This window comes from Spirulina subsalsa PCC 9445, assembly GCF_000314005.1.
Taxonomy (GTDB): Bacteria; Cyanobacteriota; Cyanobacteriia; order Cyanobacteriales; family Spirulinaceae; genus Spirulina_A; species Spirulina_A subsalsa.
This window is the reverse complement of record NZ_JH980292.1, coordinates 1,930,581-1,947,843: the sequence shown is the minus strand read 5'-3', so window position 1 is coordinate 1,947,843 and position 17,263 is coordinate 1,930,581. Positions and strand designations below refer to the sequence as shown.

Below are 17,263 nucleotides of genomic sequence, written 5' to 3'. Positions count from 1 at the left end.
CCTATGCCTGAATGACTGACCGACGGTAAACATTAGGAAATGTTGGGGATTAGCTTTTGGCTTCCAATTTGGCTAAACGACTTTTTAACTCTTGGTTTTCCTGCTTAATTTTTTCTAACTCGTCCCGTAATTCCTTGAGGGCTTTATCAGAACCGAGTTTTTTCTGGACTCTGGCCACGGCTTCCTCAGCCATGCGTCGCACTCGACCATCGGGGGTGTGGTCGGCGAGGGCTTGGAGGATGGCGATCGCATCCGGGGTTTGCATTTGCCCTAATGCCCCACTGACGGCGACTTGGGTCAAAAAGAAGGTTTCGTGGGAAAGGGCTTCCAGTTGCTCTAAAATGACCTCCACTTGGTCGGGAGTTTGTCCCGTGGAAACAGCCCCTAATGCTCGAATAGCGGCTAAACGTAGGGCTTGAGGTATCCCTAACGGGGTGTATTCAGCAATCAGATTCGCGGCCTCGGGGACGGTTTTCATCAAGCTTAACCCCCCAATCGCCCCAGACCGTAACACTTCATTCCAGCCTGCCCGTTCGTTTAAAATCCGGCGGTAGAAGTCGAGGACTTCCCCTTGTTTGCCCTTCAGTCGTCCTGTCACCATACCCCCTAAAGCGCGAATGGCGGCTGCTTCGGTGTAGTAACTGGCATCTCCGGCCTCGGCGACCCCATAGACAGCCTCGTAACTCTCGGGGGTTTTAAATTTGCTCAAACCTTCTACCACCGCCCGACGGACGCGGGGATTACTGTCTTGTAATCCAGCAATTAGGGCGGCCACGGCTTGATCTAATTTGACTTTCGCCAGTTGTTTGGCCACTTCTACTCGCACCCCCCAGAAGGGATCTTGAATCAGGGCTTTCCCTAGTGCTTTCACGGCTTCTAGACCGCCTTTTTTCTCTAGTGCGATCGCCGCCTCAATGCGAGAAATAGGATCGGGGTCATATTTGAGTTGAGCTTTTAACTCCGCCACGGGATACTCTAACTTAACCGTTTTCAGGAAATAATTCCCCACATCAAAGCTGAAAAACTTGGGCTTTTCGGCTAAGGGGAAATAAAAGCTTTGTTCGGGCTGATTGAGACGCAACATTAAGGTCTGTTGGCTCACTTGTTTGGCTTCACTCACATAGCCAAAAGCCACCGGAATAGTTAAATCAAACAGTTGACTATCGCTCCCGGTTGAATCACTTTTAGCTTGAGTTTGTTTGACCGTAATTTTAGCTAGATTCGCCTCATTATCCCAACTGTAGGACACTTTAAAATCTGGGTGTCCCCCCCGAAATACATACTGATCAAATAAAAAGGCTAAATTGCGCCCAGTGCTTTGTTCTATCGCCCGTAATAAATCGACAGTTTCGACAGTTTTATGGGCATTGCTTTGAATAAAGGTGTGGATAGCTTTATCAAACAATTCATCGCCTAAAATTCCCCGAATCATGTGATAAACACAAGCCCCTTTTTCATAGAGATGCCGATCATATAACTCAATGGCTTCTCGATAAATATTAGTGACAATAGGGCGACGATAGCGGGAACGATCTTCACTGAAATAACTCCGGGCTTCATTGAGTAAATAATAGGCCCCGTCGTCTTGGCCATACTCCTGTTCAGTCCACTGTACCTCCGAATAAGAAGCCGCCCCCTCTTTAATCCAAGCGTGGGACCAGTGCTTAATCACCACTAAATCCCCAAACCATTGATGGGCTAATTCATGGACGACTAAACTCTCCGTGCGATCATTATCTAGGGCGGCCCGTTCATCCAGTAAACACCGATCGGTTAACAGGGTAGTGGAGGTGTTTTCCATGCCCCCGAAAATAAAATCATCCACACAAACCTGAGCATATTTAGGGTAAGCGTAACGGTAGCCATATTTTTCACTTAAAAAAGCCATCATGCGCGGGGTTTTTCCCATACTGCGCTGCCCGTCTTCTTCTCGCCCTTTTTCCACATAATAGGTAACGGGGATGCCGTCCCACTCGTCAGTTAATTCGGCAAAATTTCCTACCGCTAAGGTCATTAAATAGGTGGGATGAACTTGTTTTTGATACCAGTGATAAATAATATAAGGGTCGGCTTCTTCTGTGGCGATTAATTCCCCATTAGAAATGGCTTTAAAAGATTTGGGAACTTGTACCCGAATTTCTGAGGTGGCCAGTTGTCCGGGGTAGTCAAAACAGGGAAACCAAAAGCGAGAATCTTCATCTTCCCCCTGTGTCCAGACTTGAATCGGTTTGTGGGGATAATGTTGGTCAGGGGCGATAAAATAAAGACCGCGCTGGGGTTGTTCGACGGAATAGGCGATCGCAATTTTAAACGCCTCCTCCCCGCTAGGTTGCAATAACTCGATTTCTAGCTGTTCCCCATTATAATCAAAGGGTTGCGCCACTTCCCCAATGGTGACGGCTTCAATATTCAAATTCACCGCATCTAGGGTAAGGTATTTAATCCCGCTATGAATGGGTTTTAGGGTAATGGTACAAGTTCCTTTAAAGCTTTGTTGGGCAATATCTAACTGGAGGTCTAAGGCAATATGTTCAACTTGTCCGGGACGGTCAGGATTGTAGTGAGGTTTTGCACCCGGAAGTTCAAAGGATTTGTGTTGACCTTCTTCTGTATCAAAGTAAAAATACCGCATTCTTAGGCTCTAGTAAAAATGAATCGGATGGGCAGGTCAAGGCGCATGGACTGAGGCAATCTACAGTTGAAGCTCTCGACCTGTTGGTTAATTTAACATATTGCGACCAGACCTTAGAGATCCCCCAATCCTAAGCCTTCAAGCCCGAAAAACCCCTCCCCAGTCCCCGAGTCTGCCAAAAAGTTAGAGTCAATTCCCGGCGACTTTGCCTATTTGTGTCAAGATAGAGTAGTGGAACTCTTTCGCATGGAGTAAATTGATAAGAATGAAGAAAGTGGGTACCCATCTGGTTGTCGATGCGTGGCAAGCACCGAGCGATTTGTTAAATGATCCAGAACGCATTCGCCGTGCCTTGATTGACGCGATTGAGTCTGGACACGCAACGTTGATTGATATGTGTGTTCACCAGTTTAGTCCCCACGGTGTGACCGCAACCGCCACCCTCGCCGAATCTCACATTGCGATTCATACCTGGCCTGAACATGGCTACTTTGCTGCCGATTTGTTTTTCTGTGGTCAAGGAGAACCGAAAGAAGCAATGCGAGTCCTTAAAGAAGCGCTGCAAGCTCAGAAAATGGAAATGCGGGAAATTGACCGAGGTTTTCCCAATAGTGTGTTAGAAACTCCTTTGAAGACAGAGCGGGAAGCTGTCGAGTTAGTCGGTTAAAGCTGTTTGGTCTAAGTTAGGTTGCGATCGCAGCATAACGAAGCCTAACCTAAGCTCTCACCTTGAGAATCAAAAAACAGTAAAACCCTCAAAAAAACGGGATGTTGAGAGATGTGGACTGTCTCAACATCCCTCATTTTCTGGGGGGCTATTTTTTGGTTAATTTCGCTGCACCCCCTCGGGAAACCTAGTGCTAGGATGGGGCAAAATCCAAGAATCTGGAGGAGGAGACTTTGATTCAACTTGTTTTCATCTTCAGCTTGGCTGTACTCCCAGCTTTATTTTCCGGCCTATTTTGGCGCAAGTTAACCCAACGGTGGCAAGAGCGTTTAACCCGTGCCTGTCAGAGTCCTATACAATACCAACCAGTCCCCGTGCGGATCACCCCCCCTTGTGAAACCCCCTCAACCCCCCAACCATGGCTAGGAGATCCCCATTGTCGCTTTAGTGCGCGATCGCCTTATCTTCGCTGTGCCGTCAACCCCCAAGGCCCCTGTCAAAACTGTTCCCAATTTCAACCCCTCCCCTATCCCCTACCTAAAATTTATAATTAGGGCTTGCTGAATAAGTCCGAGAGTTGGGGAATCGGGAATCGGGAATCAGTGTAGGGGCGCAATGCTTGCGCCCTAGGGAGTCGGGAATCGGGAGTCGGGAGTCGGGAATCGGGAGTCGGGAGTCGGGAATCGGGAGTCGGGAGTCGGGAATCGGGAATCCGGGAACTCTCCCCCCTGTTCCCTGTTCCCTGTTCCCTAAAATAAAAGAGTTTTGGCTATTCACTAGCCACTATTCCCCTGCTCCCCTACTCCCCTGCTCCCTTGCTCCCCCTCCCCCGTTCCCTAAATCACAAAATGTTCCGTAATAATGGAGTCTCCCAGCACCAATCGCACCGCAAACTGTTCCCCCACCTCACCGCTAAATTTAAACTCCAAGCGTTCTGTACTGCGCGCTTCTGCATTCATCACAGAATCCCCCGCATCATCTAAAATCAACATCTGTAACTTCTGGGGTAAGGTTTTCTTCGTCCCTCGGGGGAATATTTCCACCGAAATATCCATTTCTTGTTCATCAATAGACTCAATTCCTACCAACAACGATATCCGTTCCCCTTGGGGTGAAAATTCAATAAACTTTCCTCTCTTAACCTGATCTTTTTTCGGCATTTCCTGAGTTAATGGACTGCGAAAAGCAAAGGCTAACTCCTTTTGTTCTAGCGTTAACAGACTTTCCCAAGAATGCCACCCTTCGCCAAAAACCTGCTTAAACCAGTGGGTTAATTGATTAAACGTCGGCAGTTTTTCTAAGATAACTTCCATCGGTTGAAACTGCTCCAAAGGAACTTCAGTCGCCGTCACCTTTTCCAAAAACCCGATGAACGTTCCTTGGGTTATTTTTTCAGGCAGTTCATGATTAAACTGAACCGCTACATATCCCTGACACTCCTCCCAAACTTCTTCCGGCACAATACAAACCTGAGCATGAGGTAAAACCGGACGACATTCTAAAGTCCCCCAATTGTCCACCTCTAAATCCGCCGTATCCGCTAAAGTTTGCATCACCATATCCCAACTGTCTCCCGCTTCGGGAGAATTAGCAATCCCCAAACAGTGCAAATAATTACTCACGGTTTTAACCGCTAAAACATTTAAATAAACTTGTTGCTTTTTCTCCGGTGTCACCTGTTGATCAGCAAAGGCTTTAGCTGCCCTTTTGTCCGATAAAGTGATAGGAAATTCTAATTTTAATTCTGTAAAAGTTTGACTCATCATAGCTCCTAAGTGTACCTGTAATTATATCTCTAAATTTTGACGGATTTCTGACGCAAGTTTTCGACGACTTCTGTTATAAAAACTTCTCAAAGTGTTTCGGTTGACCTGTAACAGCATCGCGACTTCATCTAACTTATATCCTTCCACTAACTTTAACGCAATGAAGCGAAAATTCGCCTCCGCATTATTGCCGATATAGGTTGACCTAAAAACGCCTTTAGGATCTTGATCAATATAATCCATAATATCTTGGGAAGTGATTTGATGGTTTTTGGTGTTTCTCTCCTGTTCTTGTTCAATTCTATGGTTAGTGACCAGATTTTCTTGCAGCACTCTATTTTTTCTTTGATCATTTGTTAGTTCTTTTATGGCATCAGGAAAGCGAATTTTAAGCAAATAATTTACCCATTGCAAAACCCCCGCTCGTTCCGGTTTATAATATTCTATTTTTTCGTACAAATAGCTAAATAAGCGCTGAAGGGCGATATCATAAATTTCCTCATAAGCCCCTTGTAACTGAAACGGAACCGGAGGATGCACCAGTTGCTCCGAATGATGTAATAGAATGAGTAAACGATGAATTAACTGCCGACGTTCCACTGTCCCTAGGGAATATTTTTGAGCTTCCAAGGCCAGGTTTTTGAGTTCTTGATCAAAATCACACATATTTAGGGCTAGTTTGGGGGATGACCTCTCTATCTCTGTCTCTGGGAAAATGTGCCGCCGTGATGCAAGAGGGTCAAAATCTACATAAAACTTTACAATCCCACGGTTCTCCCCAGTGTCGTTAAACTTTGGGAGTGGGTGGAGAAGGGGGGGAAGAATGCGACTCACAGGGATTGATTTATTTCGAGGAATTGCGATTTTCGGAGTGGTCATTCTCCATTCTGATGAAGGGATTACCGTTAATTTGCCGTTTTGGGGGGAAATGCGCATTTTTGCCAGTTTTGCGGTGCCCTTCTTTTTGGCGCTGTCCTTTTACCTATCCTTCCGCAAAATCTACGCCAGTCAAGGGGATTATCCACTCAAAGCCAGACTAACGCGCTTAGTGATACCTTACCTGTTTTGGACGGGGTTATATTTGCTCTACAAGCTGATTAAATATGCCCTGAAGGGGGATTTTGGGCAGATTGTGAAGTTAGGACAAGATCCCATCGGTTTAATGGTGTTAGGGGGGGCAGCATTTCATCTCTATTTCCTGCCGTTACTGTTAACCGGAACCTTGGCCACTAAACTCCTCACCCCGTTAACTCGTTATTCTCGCCCGGTGTGGGTGGGTTTGTTGGGGTTAGGGGTAAGTTTGGGGGTGTACCATCTGTTAGAGGTTTCTGGCAATAATTTTGTCACCCAAGGGGGGGTAGCCTTTCAGGGAGTCTCAGCTTCGTTAGGGGTGGAGGGGAATCCGGGGTGGCGATTGTTGGGGGTATTGGTGGCTTGGTTGTTGCGCTGTTTACCCTATCTATTTATGGCGTTGATTCTAGCGTCTCCCCGGATTTACCCCCAGTTAGAACAAAAAAATGGGCTGTATTGTGTTTTGGTATTGGTGGCTTTTGGGGGCGTGAATCAGTGGGGGGGGAATTTCCTCCCGTTGGTGTTGTATGAGTGGAGTCGGGGGTATTTGGCGCTATTGAGTGCGATCGCCCTTTCCCCCTATCTCCCCTCTCAAGATTGGCTGAAAAACCTCGGACTTTGTTCCTTTGGCATTTATCTATTACATCTGTTTATAGTCGAAGCCTTGCAAATGTTAGAAAACAGGATTTACACCGACGGAATATTCCGTCATTCTAGCCCCAATCTACTCATTTTTGCCGCCATAGTCTTTGGATTAAGCTGGGTTGTGACCGATTGGCTGATGGGTCGTAAAACCCTAGCTAAATGGATGTTTGGCGCTTAATTCCACCAGAGGCGTTTAAGCCGTTTTCCCCGCCCACTCACATCCAATTCAATCCCCCTATTGTGAGTTTATACTCACCTCCTCAAAATCCGAGTAAACTGAGAAAAGGGGACAATTGACGAAGTGTGACCCCACTCAATAAACGTCAGGACACACCCCCCAGAACACAATGGAAACCCAAAACAATGAACCCCGGGCAACGGATGCTGTTCTCGGTGGCTATTCTCCCCCTCCAGTTGATGCTGCCGTCTTAGGTGGCTTAGAGGGGTTAACTCAACGTTTAAGTGTAAACCTGAACAATCTCATCACCGCAAAAAGGCAACAGGATAAACTCGGTTCAGAACTCGTTACTTCCGCCATTGAAGCCCATTGGTCTGATCTAAAAAAATCCTTGATTCATTCAGATCAAGATACCCCTAAAGCTTTAGCAGAAGTCACGCTCTGTCCTCAAGACAATAGTCGTTGGGTTCATTCTATTGACCTAGACTTAGATGAAGTCATTCTAGGGGAAAAGATTGTCGCTTATCGCATTCAATGGTTTAGTGGTCATTGGTCTTGTTGGTATGTTCCCGGCATTAACGATCTGTACCAAAAACAGATGGAGTCCCTGCGTCGAGTTTGGGCGCATTTTAACGATCATAACCATCAATATATTGCGATTCCTCGTGAAGGTAAACCGAATCTACGTTCCTTCGCAGAATTTGATCAAGGATTAGTTCCAAAATCCGCTTCAGATTCTCAAGTTAAAATGGTAGAAGCTGATGCCAGTTCAGAGATGAGGTGGGCGCAGAATTTAGACTTAAATCTTGACCAAGATATTACAGGTCACAAAATTATCGCTTACCAATTACAAGGGTTAGATGGTGAATGGTTGGGTTGGTTTGTGCCGGGATATCGAGATATTTATACAGCAACTGACTTTTCAAGGTATCGGCTTTGGGCTTATTTTGGTTTGTTAAATCATCGGTATCTTTATCAGGGTTAGTTAATTCGGGTTTGCTGAATAACACGCCTACGCACTTACCCAACAAGGGAACAGGGAACAGAACATCTAAAACTGGCAGGAGCGCCTATTCCCGACTCCCCCACTCTTGGACTTATTCAGCAAGCCCTAATTACAAAGCGTGAGGTAATGGCGGTATATGATGTATGAGTGAATTACACTTGGATTTCTTTTGGCAAGGATTAGCGATTGGTTTAGCGGTTGCGGCACCAGTCGGTCCTATTAGTATTCTCTGTATTCAAAGAACCCTAAAAAAAGGCATACTTTCAGGATATGTTTCTGCATTGGGTGCATCTTTTGGAGATGTTTTATATACAGCTTTAGGGGTATTTAGTTTGACTTTATTTGCAAGTTCCTTCCTGCATCAAGCAACTTTTTTAAATGTATTGAGTGGGGGAATTTTATGCTATTTGGGACTTAAAATATTTTTTGAAAAATCCACCCTTTTCTTTCGTCTCAATGAGTTACACTCAGCATTGTCTATCAGTAAGCATGACCTATTGAGGGACTATATTACAATCGTTTTATTAGATTTAGTCAATCCCATGACTGTTTTGCCTTTTTTAGCTGTTTTTATGGAGTTATGTACGGCTAATTTAGAAATTAATATTGGGGACAAATTGGGCTTCATTTTAGGGGTTTTTCTCAGTGGTATTCTTTGGCGATTATTCTTAGTTGCTTCAGCACATTCAATTCGAGAACATCTCTCCGTTCAGCAATTACAGTGGATTAATTGGCTTTCCGGGATTATGATCATTGCGTTTGGTTTTGTGGCCTTTTCTATGGTGTTTTGAGTGAGTGCAAACGATGGGGACTGAAAAACTGACCTAAAATATCGGAGGAATGCCCCCATTACAATGAAGTTTAACGAGGGAGTCTGTCAATCAGGGTAATTGACGAGTTACCCTGATTTTTGGGTCTTTTCTTGAACAGAATTGTAGGGAATTTCTAACCCTCTCTCCTGCCCAAAATGGCTAATCAATAATCCCTAATAAACAAGCCATTAACGCCTTTTGCGCGTGCATTCTGTTTTCCGCTTGATCCCAGACCTTAGATTGAGAACTTTCGATCACATCTTCCGTAATTTCTTCCCCTCGGTGGGCAGGTAAACAGTGTAAAACAATCGCCTGAGAATCGGCTTTTTCTAATAAACTGCGATTAATTTGATAGGGTTGAAAAATAGGAATTCGGGAAGCGGCTAAGTCTTCTTGTCCCATACTTGCCCAAACATCGGTATAAAGGACGTGAGAACCTTCTACCGCAGCAATGGGATCCTCGGTGATGATGATTTCTGCTCCGGGGGCGGCTAATTCTTGGGCTGAACTAACAATGGCAGGATCGGGTTTATATTCAGGGGGAGTGGCGACCCGAACTTTCATCCCCATCATGGCACAACCAATTAGGAGAGAATGGGCTACATTATTGCCATCTCCTAAAAAGGTAACGGTTTGACCCGCTAAACGACCAAAACACTCCTGAATCGTCAACAAATCCGCTAAAACTTGACAGGGATGTTCAAGGTCAGTTAAAGCATTAATAATGGGAATGTCGCAATAGTTAGCAAAACTTTCTACGTCCCCCTGTTTAAAGGTACGGATGGCCAAGATATCCAGATAACGGTCTAAGACTCTGGCGGTGTCGGACAGGGGTTCTCCTCGTCCGACTTGAGTCACACTGGGGTTCAAATCAATGACTTGTCCTCCGAGTTGATACATGGCAACGGAAAAACTAACGCGGGTGCGTGTGGAGGCTTTATAAAACAATAATCCGAGAATTTTAGAACAGGTGGGGGTTAATGCCCCACTTTTCAGGTCGGAGGCGACTTGCAAAAGGTCTGTAATTTGACTGGCGCTTAAATCGGCCATCCGCAGAAAATCGCGTCCTTTCAATGCTTGTAAACTCATGGAATTTCACGTCCTCACAGTAGACTGGTTTCGGAAAGCTTTTATTATATTCGTCTGTCCTCGGTCGTGCCTTGTGTTGGGGAGAGGGGGAGAGGGGGAGCAGGGGAATATTGGGTAGGGTGCGTTAGCGGAGCGTAACGCACCGTTCGGGCATCCCAAGGGCTATTCCCGACACCCGATTCCCTAGGGCGCAAGCATTGCGCCCCTACACTGATTCCCTCTCTTCAGGGAACAGGGAACAGGGGGAGAGGGGGAACAGGGGAGCAGGGGAGAGGGAGAATTGATAATTATTACCTATTCCCGACACCCGACTCCCTAGGGCGCAAGCATTGCGCCCCTACACCGACACCCGACACCCGACACCCGACACCCGACACCCGATTCCCGACTCCCGATTCCCTGTTCCCTGTTCCCTTCCTATAATCAAAAAAGACAATTTAGGAGACAAGACCCTTGCAAGCATTATCTCTTGAGGCTTTTTGGATGCCTTTCACCGATAATCGACGGTTTAAAGCCCATCCCCGGATGGTGGTGGGGGCAAAGGATATGTACTACATCAGTGATGATGACCGGGAGATTTTGGATGGGACGGCCGGATTGTGGTGTGTGAATGCGGGGCATTGTCGGCCGAAGATTGTGGAAGCGGTGCGGCAACAGGTGGGTCGGTTGGACTATGCGCCCCCGTTTCGCATGGGACACCCGGGAGCGTTTGAATTGTCGGAGCGTTTGATTCGCTTTTTTCCGGGGGGGTTTGATCATGTGTTTTTCGGGAATTCTGGGTCGGAAGCGGTGGAGTCGGCGCTAAAAATTGCGATCGCCTACCATCGGGTTCGGGGTGAAGCCTCTAGAACCCGCTTGATCGGACGAGAACGGGGGTATCATGGGGTAGGCTTTGGGGGAATCTCTGTCGGGGGAATTGCTCCGGTGCGGAAGGCTTTCGGTAGTTTGTTGCCGGGGGTGGATCATTTGCCCCATACCCACAATTTAGAAAAAAATGCCTTTTCTCGCGGTCAACCCCAATGGGGGGCGCATTTGGCTGATGAGTTGGAGCGCTTGGTGCAACTTCATGATGCCTCGACTATTGCGGCTGTGATTGTGGAGCCGGTGGCCGGGTCAACGGGGGTATTGATTCCCCCAGTGGGCTATTTGGAGCGTTTACGGGCGATTTGCGATCGCCACGGGATCCTCCTCATTTTTGATGAAGTCATCACCGCCTTCGGCCGTCTAGGGGCCAGCAGTGCGACGGAATATTTCGGGGTGGTACCGGATATGATCACGATAGCCAAGGGACTGACCAATGCAACGATTCCTATGGGTGCCGTGTTAACTCGTCCGGGCATTTACGAGGCTTTTATGAATGCCGCCCCCGAAAATGCCATTGAATTGGCCCACGGTTACACCTATTCGGGTCATCCCCTGGCCTGTGCGGCTGCCTTGGCGACGTTGGAGGTTTACGAGGAGGAGGGCTTATTTACCCATGCTCAGGAACTGTCTACCTACTGGGAAGAATCGGTACAGGGCTTAAAAGGACTGCCCCATGTGATTGATATTCGCAACCTTGGCTTAGTCGCCGGGATTGAGTTAGAATCGATTCCCGGTAAGGTGGGAGAACGGGCGACCCAGTGTTTAATTCAGTGTTTTGAGCGGGGCCTAATGATTCGCGTCACCGGGGATATTATCGCCCTCTCTCCCCCGTTAATCATTCGTCCGGAACACATTGACCGGATGATGGAGATTCTCTCAACAGTCTTGCAAAAGGTGGATTAGGGGCTATGCCAGAGGTCAGTGGATTGGAGTTTATCCGGGTGGTTCAACGGGGGGAGGTGGTGAGTTTCCCCACGGATACGGTTCCGGCCTTGGCCAGCTTACCGGAGGCAGGCCAGGAAATTTTTACCGTAAAACAGCGCCCGGCCGATAAACCTTTAATCCTGATGGGGGCGAGGGTGGAGGATTTTAAGCCCTATGTCCGGGGGAGTGAGGCGGATTGGGCGATCTGGGGGGAGATGATGACCCGCTATTGGCCCGGTCAAGTGACGCTGATTTTACCCGCGAGTGACCAGGTTCCCCCGGCCATGACACCGGGAGATCCCCAAACGCTGGGTCTGCGGATTCCCGACTTGGCCATTGCTCAGGAAATCCTCGCCCAAACTGGCCCCCTAGCCACTACGAGCGCCAATTTATCGGGAGAACCTCCCTTAGAGACGTTAGCAGAGATTGGGGCGGCGTTTCCCTCGGTGTTTACCCTCTCCCATCCTGACGTTCCTCCTAATGCCAAGCTGGGGAATGGACAACCGTCCACTGTGGCAAAATGGACAACAACAGGGTGGGTGATTTTGCGTCAGGGAAATGTAGTCTTGAGTGAGGCATCTTCAGATGAATGATGAGATTGCGACATTAAAAGCGGAACTCGAACAAGCTAAGTTAGCCTATTTACGGGCTGCCCAGATGAGTCAGTTTAAGGCGGGTTTTTTGGCGCGGACTTCCCATGAATTGCGATCGCCTTTAAATAGTCTGATCGGCCTCCATCAGTTGATTTTGTCGGACTTATGCGAAGATCCAGAAGAGGAACGGGAATTTATCCAACAAGGCTATCAAGCGGCCTTAAAGTTACTGAAGTTAATTGATCAAATTGTCGATATTTCTAAAACGGAATACGGTGCCATCCCCCTCGTCTTAGAATCCCACCCCATCAGTAAGATTTTCAGTGAAATAGAACGCCTGACCCACTTACAAGCGGCAAATCGCAGTTATCCCCTGACGTTGAAGGTACCGGATCCTGACTTTGCGCTACAGGTAGACTTAAGGCGAGTCGTGCAGGTGCTGATGAGTTTAGTGGATACGGCGATCGCTCACATGGGGGAAGGATCCCTAGAATTAGTCGCCCAGCAGGATGTTAGCGGCGAACAGGGGACGATTACCCTCACCATATACTCCCCCCGCACCCTTTGGACTGAAGCAGTGGATCTCTTGCAACAGTCCCCCGAAACCACTCCTGACGCCGTGACCAACTTCCTCCAACGGGCGATTCCTTCCCCCGGCATGAATCTGTTATTAAGTGTTGGATTATTGGAAACCATGAATGGCCATCTAAAAGTTGTGGCCACACCTAAGCCAGAGGATAGTAACCCTTACACACAAGTTTGTTGTGTTTTACCTTGTCCGTAATGGCGACTTTATCCCTAAAACCTTGTCCTTAAAACGGCTGAAAATTTATAAAGATTGCCGGGAAAACCCCATCCCCTTGTCGGTAAGGTCGTTGACCCTTCTGAAACCAAATCGGAGCTAGGTATGTCAGAATAGTAGCGACCCATTCCATACAAACCCATGAAGCGCAGAAGAAAGACTCCTTGGCTGCATCAGTGGTCCCGGGTAATCATTGGTGCGATCGCAACTGTTGGGGCCATCCTCACCAGCTACCTGACCATCGTTAAATTTTCCGGCTCCGATGTAGTTTGCACAGGAGACGCGGCCGCTTCCATCAACTGTGATGTGGTTCTCTCTAGCCCCTATGCCACTGTATTCGGTGTTCCCCTACCCGTGTTTGGTCTGTTAGCCTATCTGAGCATGATGGGCTTTTCCTTATCGCCCTACTTGATTAATGAGGAAAAAAACAAAGACCTTAAAGAGAAAGTTGAAGATTGGACCGGGATCTTGTTACTCATTGGGGCCACTTCAATGGCCGCCTTTAGTGGCTATTTAATGTATATCTTGGCCTTTAAACTCCAAGCCTTTTGTCCGTACTGTATCGGTTCCGCCACCTTCGCTTTTTCTATGCTCGCCCTGACCCTCTTTGGACGACACTGGGAAGATGTGGGGTCATTAATGTTTATTGGTTTTCTCGCCGCTTTAGTCACCTTATTGGGAGCATTGGGAGTCTATGCCAATGTTGACGGACCCGTTGGGGATCGGGTCGCCATTCCGGCCATTCAACAAGACGCAGAACCCGGTATCGGTTGGCCTGTTACCACCACCTCGGGCCCAGCAGAAATGGCTCTGGCCGCCCACATGAACGAGAGCGGCGTTCGAGGCTATGGCGCTTGGTGGTGTCCCAACTGTCACCAGCAAAAATTGCTCTTCGGCAAAGAAGCGTTTGAGACGTTAGATTATTTAGAGTGTGACCCAGCCGGACAAAACCCACAAACGGCTGTCTGTCAAGCCGCTAATGTCCCGGGTTATCCCAGTTGGGAGATTAACGGACGTTTATATGCGGGATCCCAAACCTTAGAACGGTTGTCAGAATTAACCGGGTATGATGGACCGCAAAACTTTAAATATTATCTACCCGGACGGTGAACGGCTCCACCTCTTAGCTCACATGAAACAATTCCCGCACTGGTTAGTACATTTAACCCAATTAATGAGCCAAAATCGTCGGCTCTGGTTAACTTCGGGCGGCGTTGGGGTAGGGATTATCGCCTTACGCCTTCTGGGGGTTTGGCAAGTTTGGGATTGGGCAGTTTATGATCAACTGTTCCGTCTCCGCCCCTTAGATTCCCCAGAAGAACGGATTCTAATTGTGGCCATTGATGAACCAGACATGAATCGGGCTGGGGCATGGCCGATTCCCGATGCCATTATGGCTGACCTCTTACAGAAGTTGGCCGCCCATGAACCCCGTGCCATTGGGTTAGATGTCTATCGAGATTTACCAGCCCCCCCCGGTCATGAGCGCTTAAACCAAGTGATGGGGGGATTGCCTCATTTTGTGGCTATTGAGAAAATCCCAGATCGAGAAAGTGTGGGAGTGCCACCGCCTCCCAATGCGCAACCAGACCAGGTAGGGTTCAATAATATTGTGACCGATGGCGATCGCAAAGTTCGCCGCAGTCTCCTCTATTGGCACAAAGACGGGGAACCCCGTACCAGTTTCGCCCATCGTCTCGCCCTGCTTTATTTAGCCCGAGAAGGAATCACCCCCCAACAAGCCCCAGACGGCCATTATTTACAATTAGGGAAAACAGTTTTTCGCCCCTTTGAACCCAACGATGGGGACTATGTGGGAGCCGATGCCAAAGGCTATCAAGTTTTGGTCAACTTCCGCCATCCCAGCTTATTTCAACAGGTGTCCATGTCGGCTGTTTTGTCGGGAGAAGTAGCCCCCCATCTCATCCGCGATCGCATTATTCTCATCGGCTCCACCGCCCCCAGTCTCAAAGACTTTGCCTATATTCCCTATTCTCCCAAATCCGCCGGGGGGCGCAAGCATATTCATGGGGTCGAATTACACGCCAATTTTATCAGCCATCTGTTGAGCGCTGTCCTAGATGAACGCCCGGTGATTCGCGTCTGGTCTGAGCCAATCCAATGGGCTTGGATTCTACTCTGGTCAGGGGTAGGCGGCGTGATTGTCTGGCATTGGCGATCGCCCCTTAAATCCTCCTTACTCCTCCTACTCACCATCACCCTCCTCGGCAGCATTGGTTATGTGTCTTTTCTCCAAGGGCTTTGGATTCCCCTCGCCACCCCCTTGTTAGCCTTGGGCAGCACCACCATTCTACTCACCAGCCACCTCGCCTATCAGCGCGAAGAATTGAAACGTTCTACAGACTTTCTCCAGTCCGTCATTGATGCCATTCCCGACCCCATTTTTGTTAAAGATCGTCAACATAATTGGCTCATTCTCAATAAAGCCTTTGCCCACTTTACCGGATATACTCGCGAGGAATTGATTGGCAAATCCGACAGCGACTTTTTCCAAAGTGAACAGGCCGCCATCTTTTGGGAACAAGATCGGATGGTTTTTCTCACCCATAACGCCCAAGAACACGAGGAAAAATTCACCAACCGTTACGGCACCGAATATATTACGGCCACCAAGCGATCGCTTCACCAAGACGCCGCCGGGAATATGTTTTTAGTGGGTGTGATTCGGGATATTACCGAACGGAAGCGCGTTGAAGAAGAACTGCGCCGCACCACCCAAGAATTAACCCGCTCTAATGCCGACTTACTCAAATCCCAACGACTCGATAATTTAACCGGAGTCCCTAACCGTGTTCATTTTGAGGAAACCCTAAAAGAATTATTACGTTGGGGCGCAGAACATTCTAAATTAATTGGGGTATTATTCTTAGACCTTGATGGTTTTAAAGATGTCAATGACACCCATAGTCATTACATGGGAGATTTACTCCTCAAAGCCGTTGCCCAACGGTTTAAAAATTGTCTACGCAGCAGTGATTTAGTCGCCCGTTGGGCAGGGGATGAATTTTCTATTATTCTCCCGGATATTAAAAAAGTTAGTGATACAGAAATTGTCGCTGAAAAAATCCGAGCCACCCTAGCACAACCCTTTATGTTAGAAGGTCATAAAATCTTTGTTGGGGCGAGTATTGGCACCAGTGTTTATCCCCATGATGGTCAAGATGTGGATACGTTAGTGCATAAAGCCGATGCGGAAATGTATGCGGTAAAGAATAGAACCAGAGTCCAAAATAACTCGTCCGTGTCTGTTACCTGAACGGCTATCCATTACAACCTTGACCAGTAAGACAAAAGTTTTACCTGTTGCTTATTCCCTATCACCTGTTACCTATTCCTCATTCCCCATTCAATCTATGACCCAACTAGAACAACGCCTAAGAGCCATTTTTAGCCAAGACCTGAGCCAGAAAAAGACCTGGTACTCCGCCGTTGCCCAAGCCTATAATCTCGCCCGGCCGCGCTATCCTCAAAGCCTGATTGACCAAGCCATTACTTGGACCAATCTCACCCCGGGGGACTCCTTGCTAGAATTAGGCTGTGGCCCCGGGATTGCAACCCCCGCTTTTGCCCAAAAAGGTTTAAGCATCACTGCTTTAGAACCCAGTGAGGTCGCTTGTGCGATCGCCCGAGAACAATGTAATCCCTATCCCCACGTCCAAATCCTCAACAGCACCTTTGAAGAGTGGCCCTTACCCCCCCATCCCTTCTCCGCCGTTTTAGCCGCCTCCTCCTTTCATTGGCTTTCCCCCCACCTACGCCACCAAAAAGCCGCCCAAGCCCTCTCCTCTGAAGGTTCTCTCATTTTGCTCTGGAACATTCCCCCTCAACCCCAAGCCCCCGTACAACAGATCATTCGGCAAGTCCATGAAATCCATCTCCCCCAATTAGCCGAACCCATTGACCCCGCCCTCCATGAGCAGCACGTTCACCAGTTTGGTCAACAAGTCCTAGACTCCGGTTGCTTTGACCATCTGCAAACCGCCCAACTCCTCTGTGAAAAAAACTACACCGTTGATGAATATCTCGCCCTCCTCCACAGCTTGTCCCAATACATTCAACTCGACCCCCCCACCCGAGACAATCTCTTTCACCATCTCCACCTTGCCCTAACGGAACAATGGGGGCAACTGATCCCCACTACCTATTTATCCCTGCTGCACGTGGCCAAAAAGGCAAGAGGGAATCGGGAATAG

The 17,263-nt window shown here is 48.0% G+C and carries 16 protein-coding genes; 12 read left to right on the top strand and 4 right to left on the bottom strand.

Features of this window, described 5'->3' with window-relative positions:
* Positions 1-49: 49 nt before the first annotated feature.
* The gene (locus tag SPI9445_RS0109060; protein ID WP_017304421.1) at positions 50-2,632 is read right to left on the bottom strand and encodes a M1 family metallopeptidase; all 2,583 of its coding nucleotides are present in this window, start codon (positions 2,630-2,632) and stop codon (positions 50-52) included.
* 265 nt (positions 2,633-2,897) lie between these two features.
* Between SPI9445_RS0109060 and speD the strand changes: the two genes are divergently transcribed.
* From speD to SPI9445_RS30430, 3 genes are all read left to right on the top strand, one after another.
* Positions 2,898-3,299 (top strand): adenosylmethionine decarboxylase, encoded by a 402-nt coding sequence (speD, locus tag SPI9445_RS0109055; RefSeq protein WP_017304420.1) that lies wholly within the window; start codon positions 2,898-2,900, stop codon positions 3,297-3,299.
* 233 nt (positions 3,300-3,532) lie between these two features.
* On the top strand, positions 3,533-3,853 hold the full coding sequence (locus SPI9445_RS24975; RefSeq protein ID WP_017304418.1) for a DUF6464 family protein: 321 nt from the start codon (positions 3,533-3,535) through the stop codon (positions 3,851-3,853).
* A gap of 23 nt (positions 3,854-3,876) precedes the next feature.
* On the top strand, positions 3,877-4,158 hold the full coding sequence (locus SPI9445_RS30430) for a hypothetical protein (protein ID WP_164674496.1): 282 nt from the start codon (positions 3,877-3,879) through the stop codon (positions 4,156-4,158).
* Here SPI9445_RS30430 and SPI9445_RS24965 read toward each other — a convergent pair.
* Together SPI9445_RS24965 and SPI9445_RS27490 are read right to left on the bottom strand one after the other, a co-directional pair.
* Complete coding sequence (locus tag SPI9445_RS24965) at positions 4,136-5,065, bottom strand: DUF1822 family protein (protein WP_017304416.1); 930 nt, start codon at positions 5,063-5,065, stop codon at positions 4,136-4,138. The genes SPI9445_RS30430 and SPI9445_RS24965 overlap by 23 nt on opposite strands.
* 21 nt (positions 5,066-5,086) lie before the next feature.
* A complete protein-coding gene (locus SPI9445_RS27490; protein WP_017304415.1) occupies positions 5,087-5,731 on the bottom strand; it encodes a hypothetical protein in 645 nt (214 codons plus the stop codon).
* A gap of 157 nt (positions 5,732-5,888) precedes the next feature.
* Here SPI9445_RS27490 and SPI9445_RS0109025 point away from each other — a divergent pair, with 157 nt between their 5' ends.
* The 3 genes from SPI9445_RS0109025 to SPI9445_RS0109015 all read left to right on the top strand — a co-directional run bounded on the left by SPI9445_RS0109025 (position 5,889) and on the right by SPI9445_RS0109015 (position 8,756).
* On the top strand, positions 5,889-6,959 hold the full coding sequence (locus tag SPI9445_RS0109025) for an acyltransferase family protein (RefSeq protein WP_017304414.1): 1,071 nt from the start codon (positions 5,889-5,891) through the stop codon (positions 6,957-6,959).
* Between the two features lie 169 nt (positions 6,960-7,128).
* Positions 7,129-7,944: a hypothetical protein gene (locus tag SPI9445_RS27485; RefSeq protein ID WP_017304413.1), complete on the top strand. Its 816-nt coding sequence runs from the start codon at positions 7,129-7,131 to the stop codon at positions 7,942-7,944.
* A gap of 164 nt (positions 7,945-8,108) precedes the next feature.
* Positions 8,109-8,756 carry a LysE family translocator gene (locus tag SPI9445_RS0109015; RefSeq protein ID WP_017304412.1) on the top strand — a complete coding sequence of 216 codons (648 nt, stop codon included), beginning with the start codon at positions 8,109-8,111 and terminating at the stop codon, positions 8,754-8,756.
* A gap of 180 nt (positions 8,757-8,936) precedes the next feature.
* Here the strand turns inward: SPI9445_RS0109015 and argF are convergent, their stop codons facing one another.
* Complete coding sequence (gene argF / locus SPI9445_RS0109010) at positions 8,937-9,866, bottom strand: ornithine carbamoyltransferase (protein WP_017304411.1); 930 nt, start codon at positions 9,864-9,866, stop codon at positions 8,937-8,939.
* 453 nt (positions 9,867-10,319) lie between these two features.
* Between argF and aptA the strand changes: the two genes are divergently transcribed.
* The 6 genes from aptA (at position 10,320) to SPI9445_RS24950 (ending at position 17,263) form a co-directional block, all read left to right on the top strand.
* Positions 10,320-11,633, top strand: a complete 1,314-nt coding sequence (aptA, locus tag SPI9445_RS0109005; protein WP_026079640.1) for an omega-aminotransferase AptA — start codon at positions 10,320-10,322, stop codon at positions 11,631-11,633.
* 5 nt (positions 11,634-11,638) lie between these two features.
* Entirely contained in the window at positions 11,639-12,247 is a 609-nt protein-coding gene (locus tag SPI9445_RS0109000; RefSeq protein WP_017304409.1) for an L-threonylcarbamoyladenylate synthase, read from the top strand.
* Positions 12,240-13,031, top strand: a complete 792-nt coding sequence (locus SPI9445_RS0108995; RefSeq protein ID WP_017304408.1) for a sensor histidine kinase — start codon at positions 12,240-12,242, stop codon at positions 13,029-13,031. Before SPI9445_RS0109000 ends, SPI9445_RS0108995 begins: the two co-directional genes overlap by 8 nt.
* A gap of 159 nt (positions 13,032-13,190) precedes the next feature.
* Positions 13,191-14,159, top strand: a complete 969-nt coding sequence (locus SPI9445_RS0108990; protein WP_017304407.1) for a vitamin K epoxide reductase family protein — start codon at positions 13,191-13,193, stop codon at positions 14,157-14,159.
* On the top strand, positions 14,116-16,326 hold the full coding sequence (locus SPI9445_RS0108985) for a CHASE2 domain-containing protein (protein ID WP_017304406.1): 2,211 nt from the start codon (positions 14,116-14,118) through the stop codon (positions 16,324-16,326). The genes SPI9445_RS0108990 and SPI9445_RS0108985 overlap by 44 nt, the downstream gene beginning before the upstream one ends.
* 97 nt (positions 16,327-16,423) lie before the next feature.
* Positions 16,424-17,263 carry a class I SAM-dependent methyltransferase gene (locus SPI9445_RS24950; RefSeq protein ID WP_017304405.1) on the top strand — a complete coding sequence of 280 codons (840 nt, stop codon included), beginning with the start codon at positions 16,424-16,426 and terminating at the stop codon, positions 17,261-17,263.